The organism is Turicibacter sanguinis, assembly GCF_013046825.1.
In the GTDB taxonomy this organism is placed as follows: domain Bacteria; phylum Bacillota_I; class Bacilli_A; order MOL361; family Turicibacteraceae; genus Turicibacter; species Turicibacter sanguinis.
The window spans coordinates 874,764-895,547 of the sequence record NZ_CP053187.1 but is presented as its reverse complement, the minus strand read 5'-3'; the positions used below and the strand labels follow the sequence as shown (position 1 = coordinate 895,547).

Below are 20,784 nucleotides of genomic sequence, written 5' to 3'. Positions count from 1 at the left end.
GTTTCAATATTGAATCGTAAAAATAATCGTGAGAATTTAGAGAAAATGATGTTAGTCGTCTTAATTGCGGCATTAGCGATTGTCCTAGGAATTGTTGAAGCAATGCTTCCTATTAAATTACCGATTCCAGGGATGAAACTAGGGTTAGCTAATATTATGATAGTAATTGGATTATATTATTTAGATGTTAAAGATATGTTGTTTGTTATTATATTAAAAACCGTATTAACGACCCTATTACTAGGGACATTCTCAATGTTTTTCTATGGCTTTGTGGGGGCAATTTTAAGTTATATTGCTATGATCACAGTCTTTAAACTAGGAAAAAATCAAGTAAGTTTAATAGGTGTTAGTATGATTGGTGGAGTCATGCACAATATTGGACAGATAATTGTAGCCATGATTTTAATTCAAACAAAAGCGATTGCGTATTATATGATGCTTTTATTACCACTAGGACTAGTGACTGGTGTTGCAGTTGGAATCGTTGCTAAATTGACAATGTCACGTTTAAATGAATTTGATTTATTCAAAAAAAACTATAAGTTAACAGCATAATAGTAGGAGAGATAGATGAAAAAATTATGGCTTGGGCGATATATCCCTACATCATCGAGTTATCATAATCTTGATCCACGAGCTAAAATCATCATTATGTTTTTAAATGTATTAATGATTATTATGATTTCATCGTGGACTCAATTGTTAATTGGTTTTTTATTTATGATCTGCTTTTTATTAATGAGTAATATTCCACTCAAATTTTATTTAAAACAGGCGATGTTTTTAAAGTACATGTATCTATTCTTTATTATCTTTTTCACCTTAACAGAAGGTAATCGTCTGTTATTTGAGTTTGGTTTTATTAAAATTTTTTCAGATGGATTTATTCAAGGTCTTTTCTATAGTAGTAAAATGATATTATTTGTATTAATGGGTGCTTTATTGACTTTTACAACAGCGCCAAATGAATTAGTTGCAGGTGCAAGACGATTATTTAATAGTGTTGCAGCTGAAAAATTTGCATTTATGACTAGTCTAGCCATTCGTTTAATTCCAATGATTTTAGATGAAGTCAAAGTTATTTATAGTGCTCAACAATCACGTGGGTTAGATTTTAGTGAACTACCATTTATGGAAAAACTAAATAAACTCATGTCTATCATTATTCCGGCAATTGCTAATACTATTAAACGTTTAACGATGATGATGGACGTCATGGATTGCCGAGGTTATATTGTGGGTGAGCACCGAACTTCTATTTATCAATTAACGTGGAAGAATAAAGATACAGTGATGGTTAGTTTGACTTGTATCGTATTAGCCGGTATAGTTCTTGTTTAAATAGCGGAACCTTGTAATAGGTTCCTTTATTTTTATAGTAAATGATATAAATTTTAAAAGATTAAGTAATGAGGTGAAGCCAGATGATTCTACATAATGATTGGCAGTTAGTGTTATCTAAAGAATTTGAACTGCCGTATATGAAACAATTATTTTCACAATTGAAAGAGGCTTATGAAACAACGACTGTTTATCCTCCTCGTGAAAAAGTTTTTTCCGCTTTTAATTTAACGCCTTATTCAGAAGTGAAGGTGGTCATTTTAGGTCAGGATCCTTATCATGGACCCCATCAAGCAAATGGATTGAGTTTTTCAGTTGAAAAAGGGACAGCATTCCCACCATCACTTCGAAATATTTTTACTGAACTAGTGGACGATATCGGATGCATTTATCCACAGAGTGGAGATTTAAGTCAATGGGCAAAGCAAGGAGTACTATTGCTAAATACAACGTTAACGGTAAAAGAGGGAGAACCAATGTCACACGTTGGCATGGGGTGGGAAACTTTTACAGATCAAGTTTTAAAAGAGTTAAATAAAAAGCAAACTCCAATTGTATTTATTTTATGGGGAAAACATGCAAGAAATAAAGCGAAGTTAATTGATCAATCACGTCACTTTGTGATTGAATCAGCACATCCCTCTCCTTTATCAGCTTACCGTGGTTTTTTTGGTAGTCATCCATTTTCACGTACAAATGAATTTTTGATTTCTCAAGGCTTAAAGCCTATTGATTGGACATTAAGATAAAAAAACAGCACAAATAGTTCTTAATTAGACTATTTGTGCTGTTTTTAATTAGTATTGTTGAGTTAAATCACCTTGAGTCATTTGTTGTTGCTGCTGTTGCTGTTTTAATTGTTGGAATTGTTGTTCTTGTTGTTGTTTTACATAATTGTAAACGGCCGCAAGGTCTGGATATTTTTCTAATAAATCAGGATCGACAATATTGAGTGTATTATCGATTGGATAGTAGTAGTTGATTTCTTCAGGGAATTCGATATAGTCTACGTATACCATTAATAAAATATATCGATGTCCTGTGTTTGGATCACTTAAAATAATGTGATCTTTTCCGGCTGCTTCAACTACCCCTGTGAAGCTTTTGTTCATTGCCGTTTGTCCAGCTTGGAAAGTCATATAAACAGTTGCCATTTTTCCACGATTTAATCGTAAAATATTTTCAATATAAGAGTTAATCCCTCTTGCTAAAGTGTTTCCAAATGGCACGATTGCTGGATTGTAAAGAGGAGGTTGTGGGACTTGGTTTGGTTCATCTGGTGTTTGTGGAGTAATAGGTGCTCCTGCAGGATATGGAGGAATCGTATTTTGATTTGTACCTCCAGGTGTTACAGATTGATATCGCCAATAAGAATCCATTGGATTTGGAACTGGACCATAAGGGTAAGAATAATAATAACTCATAATGTCTCTCCTTTCAGATTACTGCCTTAATCGTAACAATTTTCAGATTCTAGTGGAATATAGAAGCAGTGCTCTCCATATCGACCAGAATTCCATTGTCCCCAGAATTTAATAGGACAATCCTCTTGGAAAGGGTTGTAGAACCAAAGTGCTGTACTTGCAGGTTCGAACCGTTCTCCATTAATCACTCGACGAGCGAGTTGAATTTCATTTTCACGTGCGCGTTGATAAAAGTAACCATATTGTGTTGCTTCAAATCCACCAGGTGATTGAAATATCATTTGTTCAACCGAATTAATGTCTTTGAAGTCGAGACAATCTGCAAGAACACGGTTAACGCCAACGTTTCCAACGCATAGCATTCCCATATTTCCGTCACTCTCAGCTTCGGCACGCATGAGTCTAGCGAGTAGTTCCACATCTTTTTGTGTAGCTTTAATAACCGCCATGACCATCACCTCTCTGTAAATCATATGGTATCGGTTGCCAAAAAATGATAAAAAAAATAAAAAAAATAAAAGGTATTAACCTTTTATTTTTTTAGCAAAAGGAGTAAAATGAAAGTAGACATATAGAACATATATTAAAGGTGGTAAATTCGATGGATATCATGACAAGTTTAAAGAATCAAATTATCGGGAAAAATATTCGTATCGTATTCCCTGAAGGTAATGAACCACGCGTTGTTCAAGCAGCAAGCTTATTAGCACGCGAAAACATGTTAAAACCAATTTTAATTGGTTCAGCTGAAGAAGTTCAAGCAGCAGCAGGAACATATTCATTAGAAGGATGCGAAATTATCGATCCAAAACATTATGACAAATTAGATGAAATGGTTGCTGAATTAGTAGCAGTTCGTAAAGGAAAAGTAACTGAAGAACAAGCTCGTGAATTAGTATTAAATGTAAACTATTTTGGAACAATGTTAGTTCATATGGGATTAGCAGCAGGATTAGTATCAGGAGCAATTCATTCAACAGGAGATACAGTTCGCCCTGCATTACAAATTATCAAAACTAAACCAGGAATTTCAAAAACATTTGGATACTTCGCAATGTTACGTGGAGATGAGCGTTATATCTTTGGTGATTGCGCAATCAATCCAAATCCATCAAGCAGCGATTTAGCTGAATTTGCAATCGAGTCTGCACGTGTTGCACGTATGTTTGATATGGAGCCGAAAGTAGCATTATTAAGCTTCTCAACAAAAGGTTCTGCAAAAACAGAAGAAACTAAAAAAGTAACAGATGCAATGGAAATTTTAAATGGTATGGAACTTGATTTTGACTATGATGGAGAATTACAATTTGATGCCGCCTTCGTTCCATCAGTAGCTGCTACAAAAGTTAAAGATTCAAAAGTTGCAGGGCATGCTAACGTATTCGTATTCCCTGATTTAAATGCTGGAAATATTGGATACAAAATTGCGCAACGTTTAGGTGGATTTGAAGCAGTAGGGCCAATCTTAGCTGGATTAAATAAACCAGTAAATGATTTATCACGTGGATGTTCACCAGAAGATGTGTACAGCACTGCAATCATTACAGCTAACCAAACTTTATTATAATATTTAATATATAGGTCCAGATAAGTTTTTCATACTGGATAAATTCTTACTTTCTTTATTAGAGAAAGGTGACTTTTCGAGGATAGAGACCTAGGACTGAAAATTTCTATATATAAATAATAAGACCTCCTATATTATGAATAGGAGGTTTCTTCATGTCTGTTGAATTAGTGTTATAGTTGACACAATCTTTATTTTTTTATAAACTCTATAGAGATACACTTGAAGCATGAGAGGAAAAGGAAGGTGTAGCAATATGTTTAATTTAGATGATTTATTTGCAGAACCAAATGAGTTCCGCATTTGCGATAAATGTAAGGCAACAAATGTAAATACATTATTACCACGGTTAAAAGCAATTGACCCAAAAGCAAAGATCTATACTGGATGTCAATCATATTGTGGCCCAGGTCGTGATCGAGCGTTTGTATTTGTTAATAATAAACCGATTTTAGCTACGAATGAAGATGAATTAATTGCAAAAGTTAAAGAATTTTTAGGAAAATAACAAAAAAGACGATAAATGATTATTTATCGTCTTTTTTGTTTGAATTAGAAAAGCTGTGGTCATGATTAGGATAGAAAGTTTATTTTTCTACCTGTTCATAATAATAGCCTCCATTTTTAACATGAATTGAAAATATTTTGTCTGCTAAAAGATCGGCAACATATTTTATGATTTCTTCATGAGTTTTAAATAAATCGGAAGCGTCTGTCTGAGAATGCATTATAAATGAGATGCGCGCCTTTAAAAAGGGGGATAGTTCAGAAAAGAGTTCTACTGTATTTAATGAACTAGGAGAAAAAGATTGTAGCGTATTATAAATTTCAAAAATGAGCATTTCAAATAAATAATGTTTTCTTAAAAAAGATTCTTGCCTCTGCATCAGTTGATTGTAGGTCTTTATACACATGAAATCACATCCTGATAAAAGCGTTATCAGAGATGATTATATCATATTTGAATGTCGAAACCTGTAAAAGCCTTGTATTTATCTTAATTATTGTCAAAGCTTTTGTTGTCTGGCTTTAAGTCGCTATATTATGTGGTATACTAATAATGTAAGAAATGAGTTTATTTACATTGATTAAAATGAAAAAAGTATTTAATTTAATATAGATGGTGATAGTGCAATGAAAATGTTAGAAGAGAAGGTTTTTAGAGACCCTGTATATGGATATGTTCATGTTTATGATAAGTTAATCTGGGATTTAATTCAAACAAAAGAGGTTCAACGCTTACGCCGCATTAAACAATTAGGTGGAACGTATATGGTTTTCCATACTGCAGAACATAGTCGTTTTTCACACTCTCTAGGTGTTTATGAAATGGCAAGACAAATGATTCGTGCTTTATTTCATCGTGAAATTGAGCTAGATGAAGAAGAACGTTTATTAATTTTGTCTGCTGCTCTACTGCATGATTTAGGACATGGACCTTTTTCGCATTCTTTTGAATCAGTGTTTGAAGTTCGACATGAGGTGTTTACTGAGCGTATTATTATGGAAAATACGGAAGTTAATGCAGTTCTTGAAAATTATCAGCCTGGATTTGCGAAAAAAGTTAGAGATGTTATTAATAAGACTTATCCAAATCCACTCGTTATCAATATCATTTCTAGTCAACTTGATGCAGACCGTTTAGATTATTTATTAAGAGATGCTTATTTTACTGGAGCACCTTATGGAGAGATTGATGTTGATCGTATTTTAAGAACAATGCGAGTGATTAATAATAAAATTGTCTATAAAGTTTCAGGAATGCATGCGATTGAAGATTATTTAATGAGTCGTTATCAAATGTATTGGCAAGTCTATTTACATTCAACAGGGCGTAGTTTTGATTTAATTATTCAAAATATGCTTCGTCGTGTTCGAGAATTAATTGAATCAGATTATGAATTTAAAAAACCAATTGATGATTTGAGAAATCTATTTTTACAAGCAGAACCATCGATTGAAACGTATTTAAAATTTGATGATTCAACTATTCAGTATTATGCTGCACAATTTACTGAAGAAGATGATGCTATTTTACGTGATTTCGCCGATCGTTTTATGAGTCGTCGATTATTTAAGGAAGTTCACTATATTCCAAGTGAGCAATCGCACGATAAATTAGAAAATATAAAAAATTATATGATTGAATTAGGAATTGACCCAAATTATTATTTACTAACTGACCATAGTATGAAGACGCCTTATGATTATTATGGACACAAAACAAATTGTTTACCAGATTGCATTGAATTACTGATGCGTGATGGTTCAATTCAAGAAATTTCAGAGGTATCAACGATTATTAAAGGAATTATTGCAGTTAAAGCAAAACAAGAACATAAAATCTATTTTCCATTAGATTTAATCGAAAAGTGTGAGAACTGTGATGCAAAGATTAAAATTCTTGAATTATTATATGAAAATGTTCGAGATGAAGGTAGACAGAGATAGAAGTAGAGGCTAAAATATGTTATTTAAAGAAGTAATTGTAGTAGAAGGGCGCGACGATACACGTCGATTAAAAGAGATTTTTCCCGATATAGAGACAATTGAGACAAATGGCTCAGCGATTGATAAACCTACTTTAGAACGCATTAAAATTTTAAATGAGACGCGAGGAGTTATCGTTTTTACTGATCCTGATTTTCCAGGAAATAAAATTAGACAGGCAGTCACTGAGGTTGTTCCTGAATGTAAACATGCTTATTTAAAAAAACAAGATGCAATCGCTAAAAATGGAAGTGGTGTTGGAGTAGAACACGCCTCTAATGAGGCAATCAAAGCAGCGCTTGAAAATTTATTAACTGCAAGTAAAACAATTGTAGAGGAAATTGAAATGCAGTTTTTAATTGAAAATCAACTCATTGGACATGCTAATAGTTCATCTCTTCGTGAGCACCTAAGTGATGTTTTAGGGATTGGATATGTTAATGGGAAACAACTGCAAAAACGTTTAATGATGTTTGGTATTTCGAAGGAACAAGTCATTGAAGCGTTATCTAAAAAGTAAGAGGAGTATTAAATTATGAGAGATATTGCAACAAAGTCTAATACAAAAGAAATTATTGAAAAACACGGTTTTACCTTTAAAAAAAGCTTTGGACAAAACTTTTTAACAGATACCAATATTTTAAATAAAATTGTGAATGCAGCCGATTTAAATGATGAGGTTGGGGTTATCGAAATTGGTCCTGGTATCGGAGCCTTGACAGAATTTATTGCGCGTAAAGCGAAAAAAGTAGTGGCTTATGAAATTGACCCACGATTAATTCCCATCTTAGCAGAAACATTGGCCCCTTATGATAACGTTAAAGTCATTCACCAAGATATTTTAAAGGCAGATGTTGCGTCAATGATTGAAGAAGAATTTAAAGACGTTAAACATATTGCCGTTGTAGCAAATTTACCATACTATATTACAACACCAATTTTAATGGGCTTAATTGAAAAGAAATTACCGATTGATTGGTATGTTACAATGATGCAAAAGGAAGTAGCAGAGCGTTTATCAGCGAATCCTGGTTCAAAAGATTACAATGCTTTATCAATTGCTGTTCAATATTATACGGAAGCTAAAATTGCTTTAAATGTACCGAAAACAGTCTTCATTCCAGCACCAAATGTAGATAGCTCAGTTGTTAAATTAACAAAGCGTGAGCAACCAGCGGTAGCCGTTGAAAATGAAGATTTCTTCTTAGAAATTGTTCATGCAGCATTTAAACAACGTCGTAAAACAATTCAAAATAACTTAAATCAACACTTTAATGACTTAGCGAAGGAAGATGTGACTAAGTTATTAGAAGAGGCGGGAATTGTACCTAGCCGCCGTGGTGAAACTTTAACGATTGAAGAGTTCGGACATTTATCAAACGTATTTTATAAACACATTCACTCACTATAAAAAAATGAGCATCAGACCATTTTTAGGTTTGATGCTCATTTTCTTTATAAAGATTAGGTTTTTGTACCCAAATCATGACTTAGACATATAATAATGTGAGGTGATGATATGAGTGACGTGGTGAAAGTTGGAGACATTGTGGGAAGACGTTCTTATAATTCAGATACCATGTTTAGGATTGAAGAAATTCATGGAGATATAGCCTATTTGAAGGGAATTTTCTTTCGACTAACTGCTGATGCTCCTATTAGTGATTTAGAGATTATTTCGCGAGAAGAGTATCAACGTGCTGAACAAATAGAATTTGATCAATACCGGACGATTTTACCCCCTGTTATGAGTCAAATGCGGAGCTATGATAATGGGGATTTTTATATCAGTGGTCGTATCTTACACATTGATGGAGATGAAGAATATTTACAAAAAAGTATAAAATTATATAAATATGCAAAAGTTTATGCCCAAGCCTTTGCAATACCGGAAAAAGAAATGGGAGTTCGAGTTCCCGAACTTGTTAAAAAATTAAGACCTAATATCGTTGTGATAACAGGCCATGATGCGTTAGAAGATAAAGAACATGAGGAAGACTTGAATTCTTATCGTAGTTCGAAATACTTTGTTGAAACAGTTAATGCTTTACGTGAAATTGAACCTTCTTTGGATTATCTAATCGTTATTGCAGGAGCTTGTCAATCACATTTTGAAGCATTAATCGGCTCAGGAGCAAATTTTGCTTCTTCACCAAAGCGAATTAATATTCATGCGTTAGACCCTGCTATTATTGCATCAACAGTAGCGTTAACTCCTTATGAAGAAGAAGTGGATTTAAGAGAGGCAATTGAAAAAACAATTGCTAAAATAGCAGGTATCGGGGGCTTGCAAACTAAAGGTACTCTCCGCTATGGGATTAGAAAAGTTTAAAAATATTTTATTTTATCATTCTTAATACATAATTTCAAGTCTTTAGCGCATAATAATATTGAAAAAATTTTCTTTTTATGGTATGCTTTATAATGGAAAGGGCGTGATGTTTTTGGCTAATAATATAGTGAATATTCGTCAAGAGTTAAGTGAACAAGTAGGTAAGGAAGTTAAATTAACTGCCTATGAAAGTCGTAACCGTGTGATTGAACACACAGGTGTTTTATCAAGTACGTATCCTTCTATTTTTGTAATTGATTTAGATAATGACCGCGATTCGGTTGATCGTGTTTCTTATAGCTATATTGATATTTTAACTGGATCGGTAGAATTAAAATTTAATTAATATTAAAAAAAAGTAGTCAACATAGTTTACTACTTTTTTTGTATAATAAAATAAATTCCTGTGATAAAATAAAGTCATAACGATTGGAGGAATGGCTATGGTGACAATTAAAGCTCCAGCAAAAATTAACTTAGCACTAGATACGCTTTATAAACGTGAAGATAACTATCATGAAGTTGAGATGGTTATGACAACTGTTGATTTAGCCGACTATATTACAGTCACTCCCCTTGAAAAAAATGAAATCAAAATCAAATCAAATGAATTCACAATGCCTTTAAATGAAAAGAATTTAGCTTATCAAGCAGCAAAGTTATTTAAAGAACATTTTAATATAGATAAAGGGGTTGAAATCTATATTAAAAAACGTATTCCTGTTGCTGCGGGATTAGCGGGTGGTAGTAGCAATGCTGCGGCAACCTTAAAAGCATTAAAAGAATTGTGGCAAGTAGATTGTACAATTGATGAGTTAGCAGAACTTGGGGCAAAACTTGGATCTGATGTGCCATTTTGTGTGTACGGCGGAACAGCTTTAGCGACAGGACGTGGAGAAAAAATTCAACAAATTCCATCACCACCAAAATGTTGGGTTATTTTAATTAAACCACGTATTGGGGTTTCAACAAAAGAAGTTTATGAAGCATTAGATGCTAAAAATGTTGAGCATTTAGATATTGAGGGAATGTTAGAGTGCATCAATGAAAAAGATTATCAAGGAATTTGCACAAGACTTGGAAACTCATTGGAATCTGTAACATTTGAACGTTATCCAGTTGTTGCGGAAATTAAGAATAAATTGGTTCAATTTGGGGCTGATGCTGTTTTAATGAGTGGAAGTGGACCAACAGTGTTTGCATTAGTGCGTAAAGAATATAAATTAAGACGTATTATAAATAGTATTAATGGATGTTTCCGTGAACATGAGGTTCATGCTGTTAGATTAATTGGATAGTGATAAAAATTCAAAAAAAGACATTTTATGTAAAATAAAATGTCTTTTTTTCGTTAAGGACACGTTTTTTAAGATGTTTAATGTTACAATAAAAGGGTATTTGTAGGCAAAAGATATGGATTTTGATGAACGATGCCATTAAATTGTATAAAACTGTAAAAAATGACGTAGAACACAAAAAGAACATAAAAGTGCTTACAATACATGGTATAGTTATCTCGGAGAAAGTAATGACGATTAGGAGGATGAGAGAAATGAATATTACGGATGTAAGAATTCGCAAAGTAGAAACAGACAACAGAATGAAAGCTATCGCATCAATTACTTTAGACGATTGTTTCGTCATTCATGATTTACGAGTGATCCAAGGGGATGAACACTTGTTTGTGGCGATGCCAAGTCGTAAAACATCAACGGGGGAATTTAAGGATATTGCACATCCAATCAACCACGAAACACGTCAAGAATTAGAGCAATTCGTTATTAAAGCTTATGAAGCTACAGAATAATTTCTGTATAAGTGAAAATTAGGGGAGTTTTATTAAGCAAGATACTACTCAATAATTTATTATTGATGAATATTTATATAATTAAACTTCACGAAAAAGCATCAAAAAGCCCATAAATCTTAACATAGATTTATGGGCTTTTGTCGTCAGTTGGATATAAATTAAAACACGCACAAAACACGAAATATGTTATACTAGGAGTATTGAAAATAAATCATTGGAGGGATCATTTTATGAATAAATATGCGGTTGTTTTAGCAGCAGGAAAAGGGACGCGTATGAAGTCGAGTTTACATAAAGTTTTACATCCTGTATTAGGAAAATCAATGGTCGATCATGCAGTTACTAATTTACAAAAAATTGGTGTTGAAAAAATTGTTACCGTTATTGGTTATGAAGCAGATTCAGTACGTGCTGAATTAAAAGATCGTGTTGAGTATGCGATGCAAACTGAACAATTAGGAACAGGTCATGCTGTAATGATGACAAAAGATCAACTAGAAGGATTAGAAGGTGTAACAATTGTAACGTATGGGGACGTTCCATTGTTAACGGAACAAACGATTGCTAACTTATTTGATTATCATCAACAACAAGAAGCAGCTATTACTATTTTAACTGCTAAAGCTGAAGATCCAACAGGATATGGACGTATTATTCGTGATGAAGCAGGAAATGTTTTACGAATTGTTGAGCAAAAAGATGCAAATGCAGAGGAGTTATTAGTTCAAGAAATTAATACTGGTGTTTGCTGTTATGATAATAAAGTATTATTTGAAGCTTTAACTAAAATTACAAATAATAACTCTCAAGGTGAGTATTATTTAACGGATTTAGTTGGAATTATTCGTGACATGGGATTAAAAGTTGTTGCTTATGTAAATGAAGATTTTGAAGAAACGTTAGGTGTAAATGATCGTGTTCAATTAGCGTATGCAGAAAAAGTACTTCGTAAACGAATCAATGAACAACATATGCGTAACGGTGTTTCAATTATTGATCCAGAAGCGACTTATATTGGCACTGATGTTGTGATTGGACAAGATGTTGTGATTTATCCAGGAACAATTATCTCTGGAAATACAGTAATTGGTGCTAATACAGTAATCGGTGCAAATTCACAAATTATTAATTCAAAAATTGGGGAAAATACAACTGTGAATGCTTCTGTTATTTCAGATTCTGTTATCGGTGATCATACAACAGTAGGACCATTTGCTCACATTCGTATGCATGCTGAGATTGGTAATCAAGCACGTATCGGTAATTTCGTAGAAATTAAGAAATCTGTGTTTAAAGATGGAGCAAAATCGGCACACTTAAGTTATATTGGTGATGCAGAACTTGGTGAGAATGTCAATATGGGTTGCGGATCAATTACTGTAAACTATGATGGTAAAAACAAACATAAAACAGTGATTGGTGCAAATACAATGGTTGGATGTAACGTAAACTTAGTAGCACCTGTTACGATTGAACCAAATGCTTATTTAGCAGCTGGATCAACAATTAATCAGGATGTACCTGCAGATGGATTTGCAATTGCTCGTCCAAAACAAGTAACAAAAGAAGGTTACGCTAACAAAATTCGTCAGAAACTGTAATAAATTTCGTTTTTTTACCAATAAGGCATGAAACATCCGTCGAAATAATTGAAAAAAAACGATAAATTGTGTAAAATACTGTCTGAAGTGTGTTTATTCTAGGAGGTTAAATCATCATGGCAGAAATTAATCGTAAGAAGTTTAAAATTTTTAGTTTGAATGCTAATCGTGAGTTAGCACAAGAAATTGCAGACCGCATCGGTGTTCCATTATCAGACTGTACTTCAAATCGCTTCGCTGATGGAGAGGTTCAAGTCAATATTAATGAAACTGTTCGTGGGCATCATTGTTTTGTTGTTCAGCCAACACATGCGCCTGTTAACGAGAATTTAATGGAACTTTTAGTAATGATTGATGCGTTAAAACGTGCGTCAGCAAAAACTATCAACGTTATCATGCCTTATTACGGATATTCACGACAAGACCGTAAAGCTAAAGCTCGTCAACCAATTACAGCAAAATTAGTTGCTAACTTAATTGAGGCAGCTGGTGCAACTCGCGTTATGACGATGGACTTACATGCAACTCAAATTCAAGGATTCTTCGATATCCCAATTGATGATTTCCGTGCAATGCCAATCATTGCGAAGTATTTTATTGATAAAAAATTAGAAGATATTGTAGTTGTATCACCAGACCATGGTGGAGCAACTCGTGCTCGTACATTAGCTGAATATTTAAATGCACCAATCGCTATCATTGATAAACGTCGTCCAAAACCAAACGTAGCGGAAGTAATGGGCTTAATTGGTGAAGTAGATGGAAAACATGCTATCATCATTGATGACATGATCGATACTGCTGGAACAATCCAAATTGCAGCAAATGCTTTAAAAGAACGTGGAGCGTTATCTGTTTACGCAGCATGTACACACCCAATTCTGTCAGGGCCAGCTGTTGAGCGTATTGAAAACTCAGCTATCAAAGAATTAGTGACGACAAATACTATTAATCTGCCAAAAGAAAAACAAAGTCCTAAAATCACTCAATTATCAGTGGGTGAATTATTAGCCGAAGGTATTTTACATATCTTAAACGATGAGCCGGTATCAGACTTATTCGTTTATAACCGTGATTTATACAATTTCTAGTATTAAAGTAAAAAAGACAGTGTGTGAGCACTGTCTTTTTTATTTTTGAAAAAAGATATATTTTTCTTATAAAGGTTCAAACTATAGGAAGCTTTGATGTTTTATTTGAAATAATTGTAATATATTGAAAGTGATTGAAATACTAGGAAGAAATATTGGTAAATCATATGCGATTACTGTAAAATAGATATGTTATTTAAACTTTAGAGGTGAAGAAAATGAAATTGTTTGTAGGTCTCGGAAATCCGGGTTCAAAATACGAAAGAACGCGTCATAATGCTGGTTTTATGGTAATTGATGCATTAAGTAAAGAGTGGAATATTGAGTTAACTGATGAGAAAAAATTCAAAGGTCAGATTGGACGAGGAGTTGTAAAAGGTGAAAAGGTTATTTTATTAAAACCAACGACTTTTATGAACTTATCTGGAGAATCGGTACGTGCCGTCATGGATTTTTATGATATTGATATCGAAGATTTAGTGGTTATTTATGATGATTTAGATTTACCCCATGGAAAAATCCGCTTACGTTTAAAAGGTAGTGCAGGTGGTCATAACGGAATTAAATCGTTAATTGCTCACGTTAAAACTCAGGAGTTTAAACGTATTCGTGTAGGAATCGATCGCCATCCTAAAATTCCTGTTGTAGATTACGTGCTTGGCAAATTTACTGAAGATGAGTTAGCTCTTGTGAATCAAGCAATCGATTTAGCAGTTGGGGCTTGTACATTAGCATTAACTGATTCATTTAATAAGGTAATGACTGAATACAGTAAGTAATAGTGTTATTGATGGGAAAGTGGGTGTTAAAAATGAATGTTATGAATGATTACTTGTTAAAGTCAAACGAATTAGATTCGCTGATGAAGACACTTGAAGGGGAACAAAGAAATATTTTATTAAGTGGTGTAACATCATCATTTTATGGTCCGTTGTTACAAATGATTTATGAAAAACAACAACGTCCTGTTGTTATTTTAATGCAAAATTTATATCATGCTCAACGATTATATGATCAGTTATCAAATTTGATGGACGAGGGTTCAGTCCGTCTTTTTCCTATGGATGAATTTATTACAGCCGAGATGTTAGCTTCAAGTTCTGAACTTAGAATAGAACGTATGAATACGTTAGCTTCTATTCTTGAGAATGAAGTGAAGATTGTGATTACCCATGTAGCGGGAGCCACGCGCTTTTTAACGCCAAAATCAATATTTGAACAAGCAGAAATTATTCTAGAGTGTGGTCATGAATATGAATTAGATAAATTAAAGCGTAAATTAGTTGAGCTTGGTTATAATTCAGTACGTGCTGTTGAGAGGATGGGAGAGTTCAGTGTTCGTGGCGGAATCATAGATATTTTCCCGATGACTGAGGAAAATCCAATTCGTATTGAATTCTTTGATGATGAAGTGGATTCTATTCGTTATTTTTCAACTGAAACACAGCGTTCAATTCATCAAATTCAAAAAATTTCGATTCCGCCAACATATGAATTGGTATACTCAGATAAACAAGTAGAGGTATTTGAAGCACAGATTAAATCTCGTTTAAGTAAAACATTAAAATTATTAGATATTGAGACGCAAGATCAATTGCGTGAGAAGGTATTTAATGATATTGAGAATATTAAAAATCATAATAATCTCGAAATCATGCACAAATACATTTCATTACTTTATGAAAATCCAGATACCTTATTGTCGTATTTTACGAATCCATTGGTGATTTATATTGATTATAACCGCATTATTGAGAACCAAAATCATATGAATGAAGATGCACTTTCTTGGCAAGAAGGCGCAATTATTAATGGTAAAACAGTTGTTGATTTAAATTTATATCGCCCGATTACAGAAATTGAAGCTTCAACACAGTTATATCTACTTGAGCATACAAGCCAATTACAAGATGTTAAATTGACGGATACAGTCAAGATTTTAACAAAGAGTGTTTCAGAGTTTCATGGACAGTTGGAGTTTTTTGCTAAAGAGTGTAAACGATTAAAAGAGAATAAGAGTACTGTGTTTATTGCGGTATCAAGTGTAGAGAGTCGTAATAAATTGGCTAATTATCTAGAGGAATCAGGAATTATGGTTGCTATTCCAACTCAGCCTGATGAGGTTAGGGAAGGATCGATTCATATTATTTATGAGCCTCTTCCTCTTGGATTTGAATTGATTGACTCTAATATTGTCGTTTATACCGATTATGAAATTAATACTAAGCGTAAAAAGCAACCAACTTATAAAAGTTCATTTAAAGAAGGCAAGAAAATTAAAGATTTTAATGAACTTAAAATCGGTGATTATGTGGTTCATGTTCAACACGGAATCGGACAATATATTGGAATCGAGACGCTTGAAAGTAATGGAGCTAGAAAAGATTTCTTAATGATTGCTTATCGTGGAGATGATAAATTATACGTTCCTATCGATAAAATTCAGATGGTTCAAAAATATGTTGGTTCTGAAGGAGCAAAACCAAAGATTAATAAACTGGGAACATCTGAATGGGAAAAAACGAAAGCTAAAGTTAAGAAAACAGTAAAAGATATTGCAGACAAATTGATTAAAATTTATGCCCAACGTGAGCATTTACCAGGATATGCTTTTTCAAAAGATACTATCGAACAACATGCATTTGAAAATGCATTTCCTTATGTTGAAACAGAAGATCAATTAAAGGCTGTTACTGAAATTAAAGAAGATATGGAGCAACCTCATCCAATGGATAGATTATTAATTGGAGATGTTGGATATGGAAAAACTGAGGTAGCTATGCGTGCTGCATTTAAAGCCGTTATGGATGGGAAACAAGTTGCGTATTTAGCACCAACTACTATTTTAACAAAACAACACTATGAGTCATTTGTTTCTAGATTTAAGGAGTTTCCGGTTAAAATTGGTCTATTAAACCGCTATGTCTCACTAAAAGAACAACAAGAATTGCTAACAAATATAAAAAGTGGTAAAATAGATATCGTTGTCGGAACTCATCGATTATTATCGAAAGATGTAAAATTCAAAGATTTAGGTCTTTTAATTATTGATGAGGAACAACGATTTGGAGTTGAACATAAAGAGAAAATCAAAGAGTTTAAAACTGAAGTTGACGTCTTAACGCTTACTGCAACGCCGATTCCAAGGACATTACAAATGTCGATGATTGGAATTAGAAGTTTATCGCTTATTGAAACCCCACCAATGAATCGCTATCCAGTGCAAACTTATGTACTTGAAGAACATGATGGGGTGATTCGTGATGCAATCGAACGTGAATTAGCTAGGGATGGACAAGTTTTTTATTTATATAACAGGGTTTCAGATATAGAAAAGCGTGCGGCACGAATTAAAAAATTAGTTCCGGATGCAATTGTTGAATATGCTCATGGCCAAATGAGTAAAGAGCAACTCGAACAAACGATGGCTGATTTTGAGGATAAAAAATTCAACGTTCTAGTCTGTACAACAATTATCGAAACAGGGATTGATATACCAAATGCTAATACTCTGATCATATCAGACTCTTATCGACTGGGGTTATCGCAACTTTATCAGTTACGAGGACGAGTGGGCCGAAGCGATCGTATTGCATATGCCTATTGCATGTATCCAAAGAATAAAGTATTAACAGAAAATGCTGAAAAAAGGTTACAAACCATTAAGGAATTTACTGAACTTGGTTCAGGATTTAAAATTGCAATGCGAGATTTAGCAATACGAGGTGCTGGAGATATGCTAGGAGCACAACAATATGGATTCATTGATACAGTTGGGTTAGATTTATACACTCAATTGTTAAGTGAAGCAGTTGTGCACGCAAGAGAAGGTAGCAACTTTGAAGTCGCTTCTTTTGAAATGCCAAAATTAGAATTTGACTTTCCAACGAAAGTTGACGCTTACATACCAGACTTTTACATTAGTGATGAATCAACTAAGATTGAGATTTATCAAAAAATTAAAAATATTAAAACCCAAACTGAATATGATGACATCATCGATGAGTTAATTGATCGCTTTGGTGATTTCCCAGATGATGTGAAATATTTAATTGATTTAACGTTTTTAAAAAATTTAACTGAACCTTATCTTGTGAAAACAAAATCGACTAAAAATACGATAGAATTCATATTAAAGGAAGAAATTACACAAGATATTGATGGACAGAAATTATTTGAGGCTGTTCATCAAATTGGTTCTATGATTCGTTTAGCGTATAAAGAGAATAAAATAAATATTATTTTTGATTTACCAGCTGTAAAAAGACTTCAATGGTTTGAATACGCTTTGCAACTATTTACAAATTTCGAAAGATTCAAAAAAGATGTAAAAAAGGTATAATTTATTAAAAAAAATAAAAACTAATGTTAGATAATTTGAAAGTGAGGTTTTGAGAAAGATGAAAGCAACAGGAGTTGTTCGTCGTATTGACGACTTAGGTCGTGTCGTAATCCCAAAAGAAATCCGTAGAACTATGCGTATTCGCGAAGGGGATTCATTAGAAATTTTCGTTAATCAATCAGGTGAAGTAGTATTAAAAAAATACTCTCCAATTGCTGATATTTCAGCTTTTGCACAACAATATGCAGATGCTATGCAAGCATCAACTAAAAAAGGTATTTTAATTGTAGATCGTGAAGATATTATTGCGGCTGCAGGGGACATCAAAAAACAATACTTAAATCGTCGTGTTAGCCGTCCATTAAGTGATATGATTGAAAATCGTACTTCTAAAATTGCTGAAGGTAAAGAAGTATTAGAAATCGTTGATGGTGAAACAACTGAACGTTCATTTGTTATGATTCCAATCATTTCTAATGGAGATAGCTTAGGAGCTGTTATCTTAGTTGGAACTGAAGAAGACGAATTAGTTAATGAACTAGACATCAATAGCGTTAAAATTGCTACAGCATTCTTAGGTAAATACCTAGAAGGTTAATAGGTTAGGGACTTATCCACAATCATGGATAAGTTCCTTTTTTTATACTAATAACTTTTCAATTTCAATTGATGTCAGACAAAAAAACTTAATTTGAGATAAGATTTTCTTACTTGGAAAAATTTTAATGCTATCCTGGCGAAGGAACATATAATGAATTTTCTGTGTAAAACTTATCCACAATTGAAGAATACAAGATTCATAAAAAAAGAGAACCATCTTTTTTGAAGGTTCTCTTTTTTTATGTTATTTTTGATAGTTTGGAGCTTCTTGAGTAATTTCAACATCGTGTGGATGAGATTCACGTAATCCTGCTCCTGTAATACGAACAAATTTACCATTTGTTTTTAAATCTTCAATCGTTGCTGTTCCGCAATATCCCATTCCGGCACGTAATCCACCACATAATTGGTAAACGACATCTTCAAGTTTTCCCTTGAATGGAACGCGAGCTTCAATTCCTTCTGGAACTAATTTTTTAGCCTCTTGTTGTTTTCCGCCTTGGAAGTAACGATCACTTGAACCGCGTTTCATAGCAGCTAAAGAGCCCATTCCTACATATGTTTTATAACGACGACCGTTATATAAAATCTCTTCACCTGGTGCTTCTTCACATCCTGCGAATAAACCACCAAACATTGCACAGTCAGCTCCTGCTGCAATAGCTTTTACAAAGTCACCACTTAATTTTAAACCACCATCAGCGATAACCGGAACACCAACTGTTTTACAGTATTCGTATACTTCGTTAACAGCTGTAATTTGAGGAACACCAACTCCAGCAACAACGCGAGTTGTACAGATAGAACCAGGTCCAATACCAACTTTAACGGCATCAGCACCCGCATCAATTAAATCTTTTGCGGCTTCTGGAGTTACGATATTTCCACCGATTACTTGTAACTGTGGATAAGTTTCCTTGATTTTACGCACTGTTTCAATAACACCAACTGAATGACCATGAGCAGAGTCCACTGTAATAACATCTACACCCGCATCAACTAAAGCAGCTACGCGATCTAATGTATCAGCTCCAACCCCAACAGCGGCACCACAACGTAAACGTCCTTGAGAATCTTTACAACTATTTGGGTAAGACATTGTTTTATCAATATCTTTGATGGTTACTAATCCGCATAAGATACCCGCATCGTTAATGATTGGTAATTTTTCGATACGATGTTGCATTAATATTTGTTTAGCTTCATCAAGTGTTGTACCAACTGGAGCAGTAATTAAAGCATCGCGTCCTGTCATAACTTCTGATACTTTAACTGTTTGGTCTTCACGGTATTTCATATCACGATTAGTAATAATACCAGTTAAGATTCCATTCTCATTAACAACTGGGAATCCAGAAACTTTATAATGTTTACACTTTTCATTAGCTTCGGCGATTGTAATGTCAGCAGATAATGTTACAGGATCTGAAATCATTCCATTTTGATATAATTTAACGCGACGAACTTCTTCTGCTTGTTCTTCAATTGACATATTTTTATGGATAAATCCAACTCCACCTTGGTGAGCAAGAGCAATTGCTAAACGTGATTCAGTTACTGTATCCATTGCTGAAGAAATAATTGGGATATTTAACTCGATTTCACGTGTTAGTTTTGTTTTTAAAGAAACGTCTTTAGGTAATACTTCACTACGCTGAGGGATTAATAAAACATCATCGAATGTTAATCCTTGATATACTACTTTACCATTTAATGTGCTCATGGTGGGGCCTCCTTATGTTATAATCATGTTCATGTCCTCAAAGAGCTATTTAATGAATAGCCCGTTTTTTAGTTGTAAACATGATAGCATATACTCAAACACTGTGCAATAGAAAATAATTTTTCAAAATTAATAGTTTTATAAAAAATGATTCAAAAAGTGTTCTTCAATTTGGTTAACGATAATAACCTATTAAAGGGGATCTAAAAATGAAAAATGTTTATTTCGTTTTCATATGAAAAATTTGCTAAACGATATTGATATTTATTTTTTATTAGTTTATAATGCAATTGTAAATAAGTTGTAGAATTTGTAGGGGGTTGGAGAAAATGGAGCGAATTCAAATGACAAAACAGATGAATCAATTTACACCAATCGTATGCCTACAATTAAAAATAGTGTATCGAAAAAGTTAAACGTATGGGTTAAGTGTTTTTACTAACGCATATGTTTTTTTTTA

The 20,784-nt window shown here is 33.4% G+C and carries 21 protein-coding genes; 17 read left to right on the top strand and 4 right to left on the bottom strand.

Translation table 11 applies throughout. The annotated features are described in order from the left end of the window. The first annotated feature begins 9 nt into the window (after positions 1-9). The 3 genes from HLK68_RS04385 to HLK68_RS04375 all read left to right on the top strand — a co-directional run bounded on the left by HLK68_RS04385 (position 10) and on the right by HLK68_RS04375 (position 2,093). Positions 10-558, top strand: coding sequence for a Gx transporter family protein (locus HLK68_RS04385; protein WP_006784933.1), 549 nt, complete (start codon positions 10-12; stop codon positions 556-558). Positions 559-573: 15 nt separating this feature from the next. Then, entirely contained in the window at positions 574-1,344 is a 771-nt protein-coding gene (locus tag HLK68_RS04380; RefSeq protein WP_132942741.1) for an energy-coupling factor transporter transmembrane component T family protein, read from the top strand. A gap of 83 nt (positions 1,345-1,427) precedes the next feature. Then, positions 1,428-2,093 carry a uracil-DNA glycosylase gene (locus HLK68_RS04375; protein ID WP_006784935.1) on the top strand — a complete coding sequence of 222 codons (666 nt, stop codon included), beginning with the start codon at positions 1,428-1,430 and terminating at the stop codon, positions 2,091-2,093. Between the two features lie 48 nt (positions 2,094-2,141). Here HLK68_RS04375 and gerQ read toward each other — a convergent pair whose 3' ends face one another. Continuing rightward, positions 2,142-2,768, bottom strand: a complete 627-nt coding sequence (gene gerQ / locus HLK68_RS04370) for a spore coat protein GerQ (RefSeq protein ID WP_132942740.1) — start codon at positions 2,766-2,768, stop codon at positions 2,142-2,144. A 26-nt stretch (positions 2,769-2,794) separates the two neighbouring features. Continuing rightward, complete coding sequence (locus tag HLK68_RS04365; RefSeq protein WP_006784937.1) at positions 2,795-3,217, bottom strand: cell wall hydrolase; 423 nt, start codon at positions 3,215-3,217, stop codon at positions 2,795-2,797. A gap of 152 nt (positions 3,218-3,369) precedes the next feature. On the opposite strand from HLK68_RS04365, the gene pta reads away from it, so the two are divergent. Together pta and HLK68_RS04355 are read left to right on the top strand one after the other, a co-directional pair. Next, complete coding sequence (gene pta / locus HLK68_RS04360) at positions 3,370-4,335, top strand: phosphate acetyltransferase (protein WP_006784938.1); 966 nt, start codon at positions 3,370-3,372, stop codon at positions 4,333-4,335. A gap of 256 nt (positions 4,336-4,591) precedes the next feature. Beyond that, positions 4,592-4,843, top strand: a complete 252-nt coding sequence (locus HLK68_RS04355) for a DUF1450 domain-containing protein (protein ID WP_006784939.1) — start codon at positions 4,592-4,594, stop codon at positions 4,841-4,843. Positions 4,844-4,922: 79 nt separating this feature from the next. On the opposite strand, the gene HLK68_RS04350 is transcribed toward HLK68_RS04355, so the two are convergent. Next, positions 4,923-5,249, bottom strand: a complete 327-nt coding sequence (locus HLK68_RS04350) for a hypothetical protein (RefSeq protein ID WP_040764009.1) — start codon at positions 5,247-5,249, stop codon at positions 4,923-4,925. Between the two features lie 220 nt (positions 5,250-5,469). Here HLK68_RS04350 and HLK68_RS04345 point away from each other — a divergent pair, with 220 nt between their 5' ends. The 12 genes from HLK68_RS04345 to HLK68_RS04290 all read left to right on the top strand — a co-directional run bounded on the left by HLK68_RS04345 (position 5,470) and on the right by HLK68_RS04290 (position 18,599). Continuing rightward, positions 5,470-6,786, top strand: a complete 1,317-nt coding sequence (locus HLK68_RS04345; RefSeq protein ID WP_006784941.1) for an HD domain-containing protein — start codon at positions 5,470-5,472, stop codon at positions 6,784-6,786. Between the two features lie 16 nt (positions 6,787-6,802). Continuing rightward, the gene (gene rnmV, locus HLK68_RS04340) at positions 6,803-7,345 is read left to right on the top strand and encodes a ribonuclease M5 (RefSeq protein ID WP_006784942.1); all 543 of its coding nucleotides are present in this window, start codon (positions 6,803-6,805) and stop codon (positions 7,343-7,345) included. A 15-nt stretch (positions 7,346-7,360) separates the two neighbouring features. Next, a complete protein-coding gene (rsmA, locus tag HLK68_RS04335) occupies positions 7,361-8,236 on the top strand; it encodes a 16S rRNA (adenine(1518)-N(6)/adenine(1519)-N(6))-dimethyltransferase RsmA (RefSeq protein ID WP_006784943.1) in 876 nt (291 codons plus the stop codon). A 108-nt stretch (positions 8,237-8,344) separates the two neighbouring features. Beyond that, on the top strand, positions 8,345-9,157 hold the full coding sequence (gene yabG, locus HLK68_RS04330; protein ID WP_006784944.1) for a sporulation peptidase YabG: 813 nt from the start codon (positions 8,345-8,347) through the stop codon (positions 9,155-9,157). A 106-nt stretch (positions 9,158-9,263) separates the two neighbouring features. Beyond that, entirely contained in the window at positions 9,264-9,503 is a 240-nt protein-coding gene (locus HLK68_RS04325) for a Veg family protein (protein ID WP_370454856.1), read from the top strand. 97 nt (positions 9,504-9,600) lie between these two features. After that, positions 9,601-10,455, top strand: a complete 855-nt coding sequence (ispE, locus tag HLK68_RS04320; protein WP_006784946.1) for a 4-(cytidine 5'-diphospho)-2-C-methyl-D-erythritol kinase — start codon at positions 9,601-9,603, stop codon at positions 10,453-10,455. A gap of 254 nt (positions 10,456-10,709) precedes the next feature. Further along, entirely contained in the window at positions 10,710-10,964 is a 255-nt protein-coding gene (spoVG, locus tag HLK68_RS04315; RefSeq protein ID WP_006784947.1) for a septation regulator SpoVG, read from the top strand. Positions 10,965-11,197: 233 nt separating this feature from the next. Then, positions 11,198-12,568: a bifunctional UDP-N-acetylglucosamine diphosphorylase/glucosamine-1-phosphate N-acetyltransferase GlmU gene (gene glmU, locus HLK68_RS04310; RefSeq protein ID WP_006784948.1), complete on the top strand. Its 1,371-nt coding sequence runs from the start codon at positions 11,198-11,200 to the stop codon at positions 12,566-12,568. A gap of 116 nt (positions 12,569-12,684) precedes the next feature. After that, complete coding sequence (locus tag HLK68_RS04305; protein ID WP_006784949.1) at positions 12,685-13,659, top strand: ribose-phosphate diphosphokinase; 975 nt, start codon at positions 12,685-12,687, stop codon at positions 13,657-13,659. A 218-nt stretch (positions 13,660-13,877) separates the two neighbouring features. Next, the gene (gene pth, locus HLK68_RS04300; RefSeq protein WP_006784950.1) at positions 13,878-14,438 is read left to right on the top strand and encodes an aminoacyl-tRNA hydrolase; all 561 of its coding nucleotides are present in this window, start codon (positions 13,878-13,880) and stop codon (positions 14,436-14,438) included. A gap of 32 nt (positions 14,439-14,470) precedes the next feature. Beyond that, on the top strand, positions 14,471-18,001 hold the full coding sequence (gene mfd, locus HLK68_RS04295; protein ID WP_006784951.1) for a transcription-repair coupling factor: 3,531 nt from the start codon (positions 14,471-14,473) through the stop codon (positions 17,999-18,001). A 58-nt stretch (positions 18,002-18,059) separates the two neighbouring features. Beyond that, positions 18,060-18,599 carry a stage V sporulation T C-terminal domain-containing protein gene (locus HLK68_RS04290; RefSeq protein WP_006784952.1) on the top strand — a complete coding sequence of 180 codons (540 nt, stop codon included), beginning with the start codon at positions 18,060-18,062 and terminating at the stop codon, positions 18,597-18,599. Positions 18,600-18,845: 246 nt separating this feature from the next. Here HLK68_RS04290 and guaB read toward each other — a convergent pair whose 3' ends face one another. Beyond that, positions 18,846-20,324, bottom strand: a complete 1,479-nt coding sequence (gene guaB, locus HLK68_RS04285; RefSeq protein WP_006784953.1) for an IMP dehydrogenase — start codon at positions 20,322-20,324, stop codon at positions 18,846-18,848. Positions 20,325-20,784 lie beyond the last annotated feature (460 nt).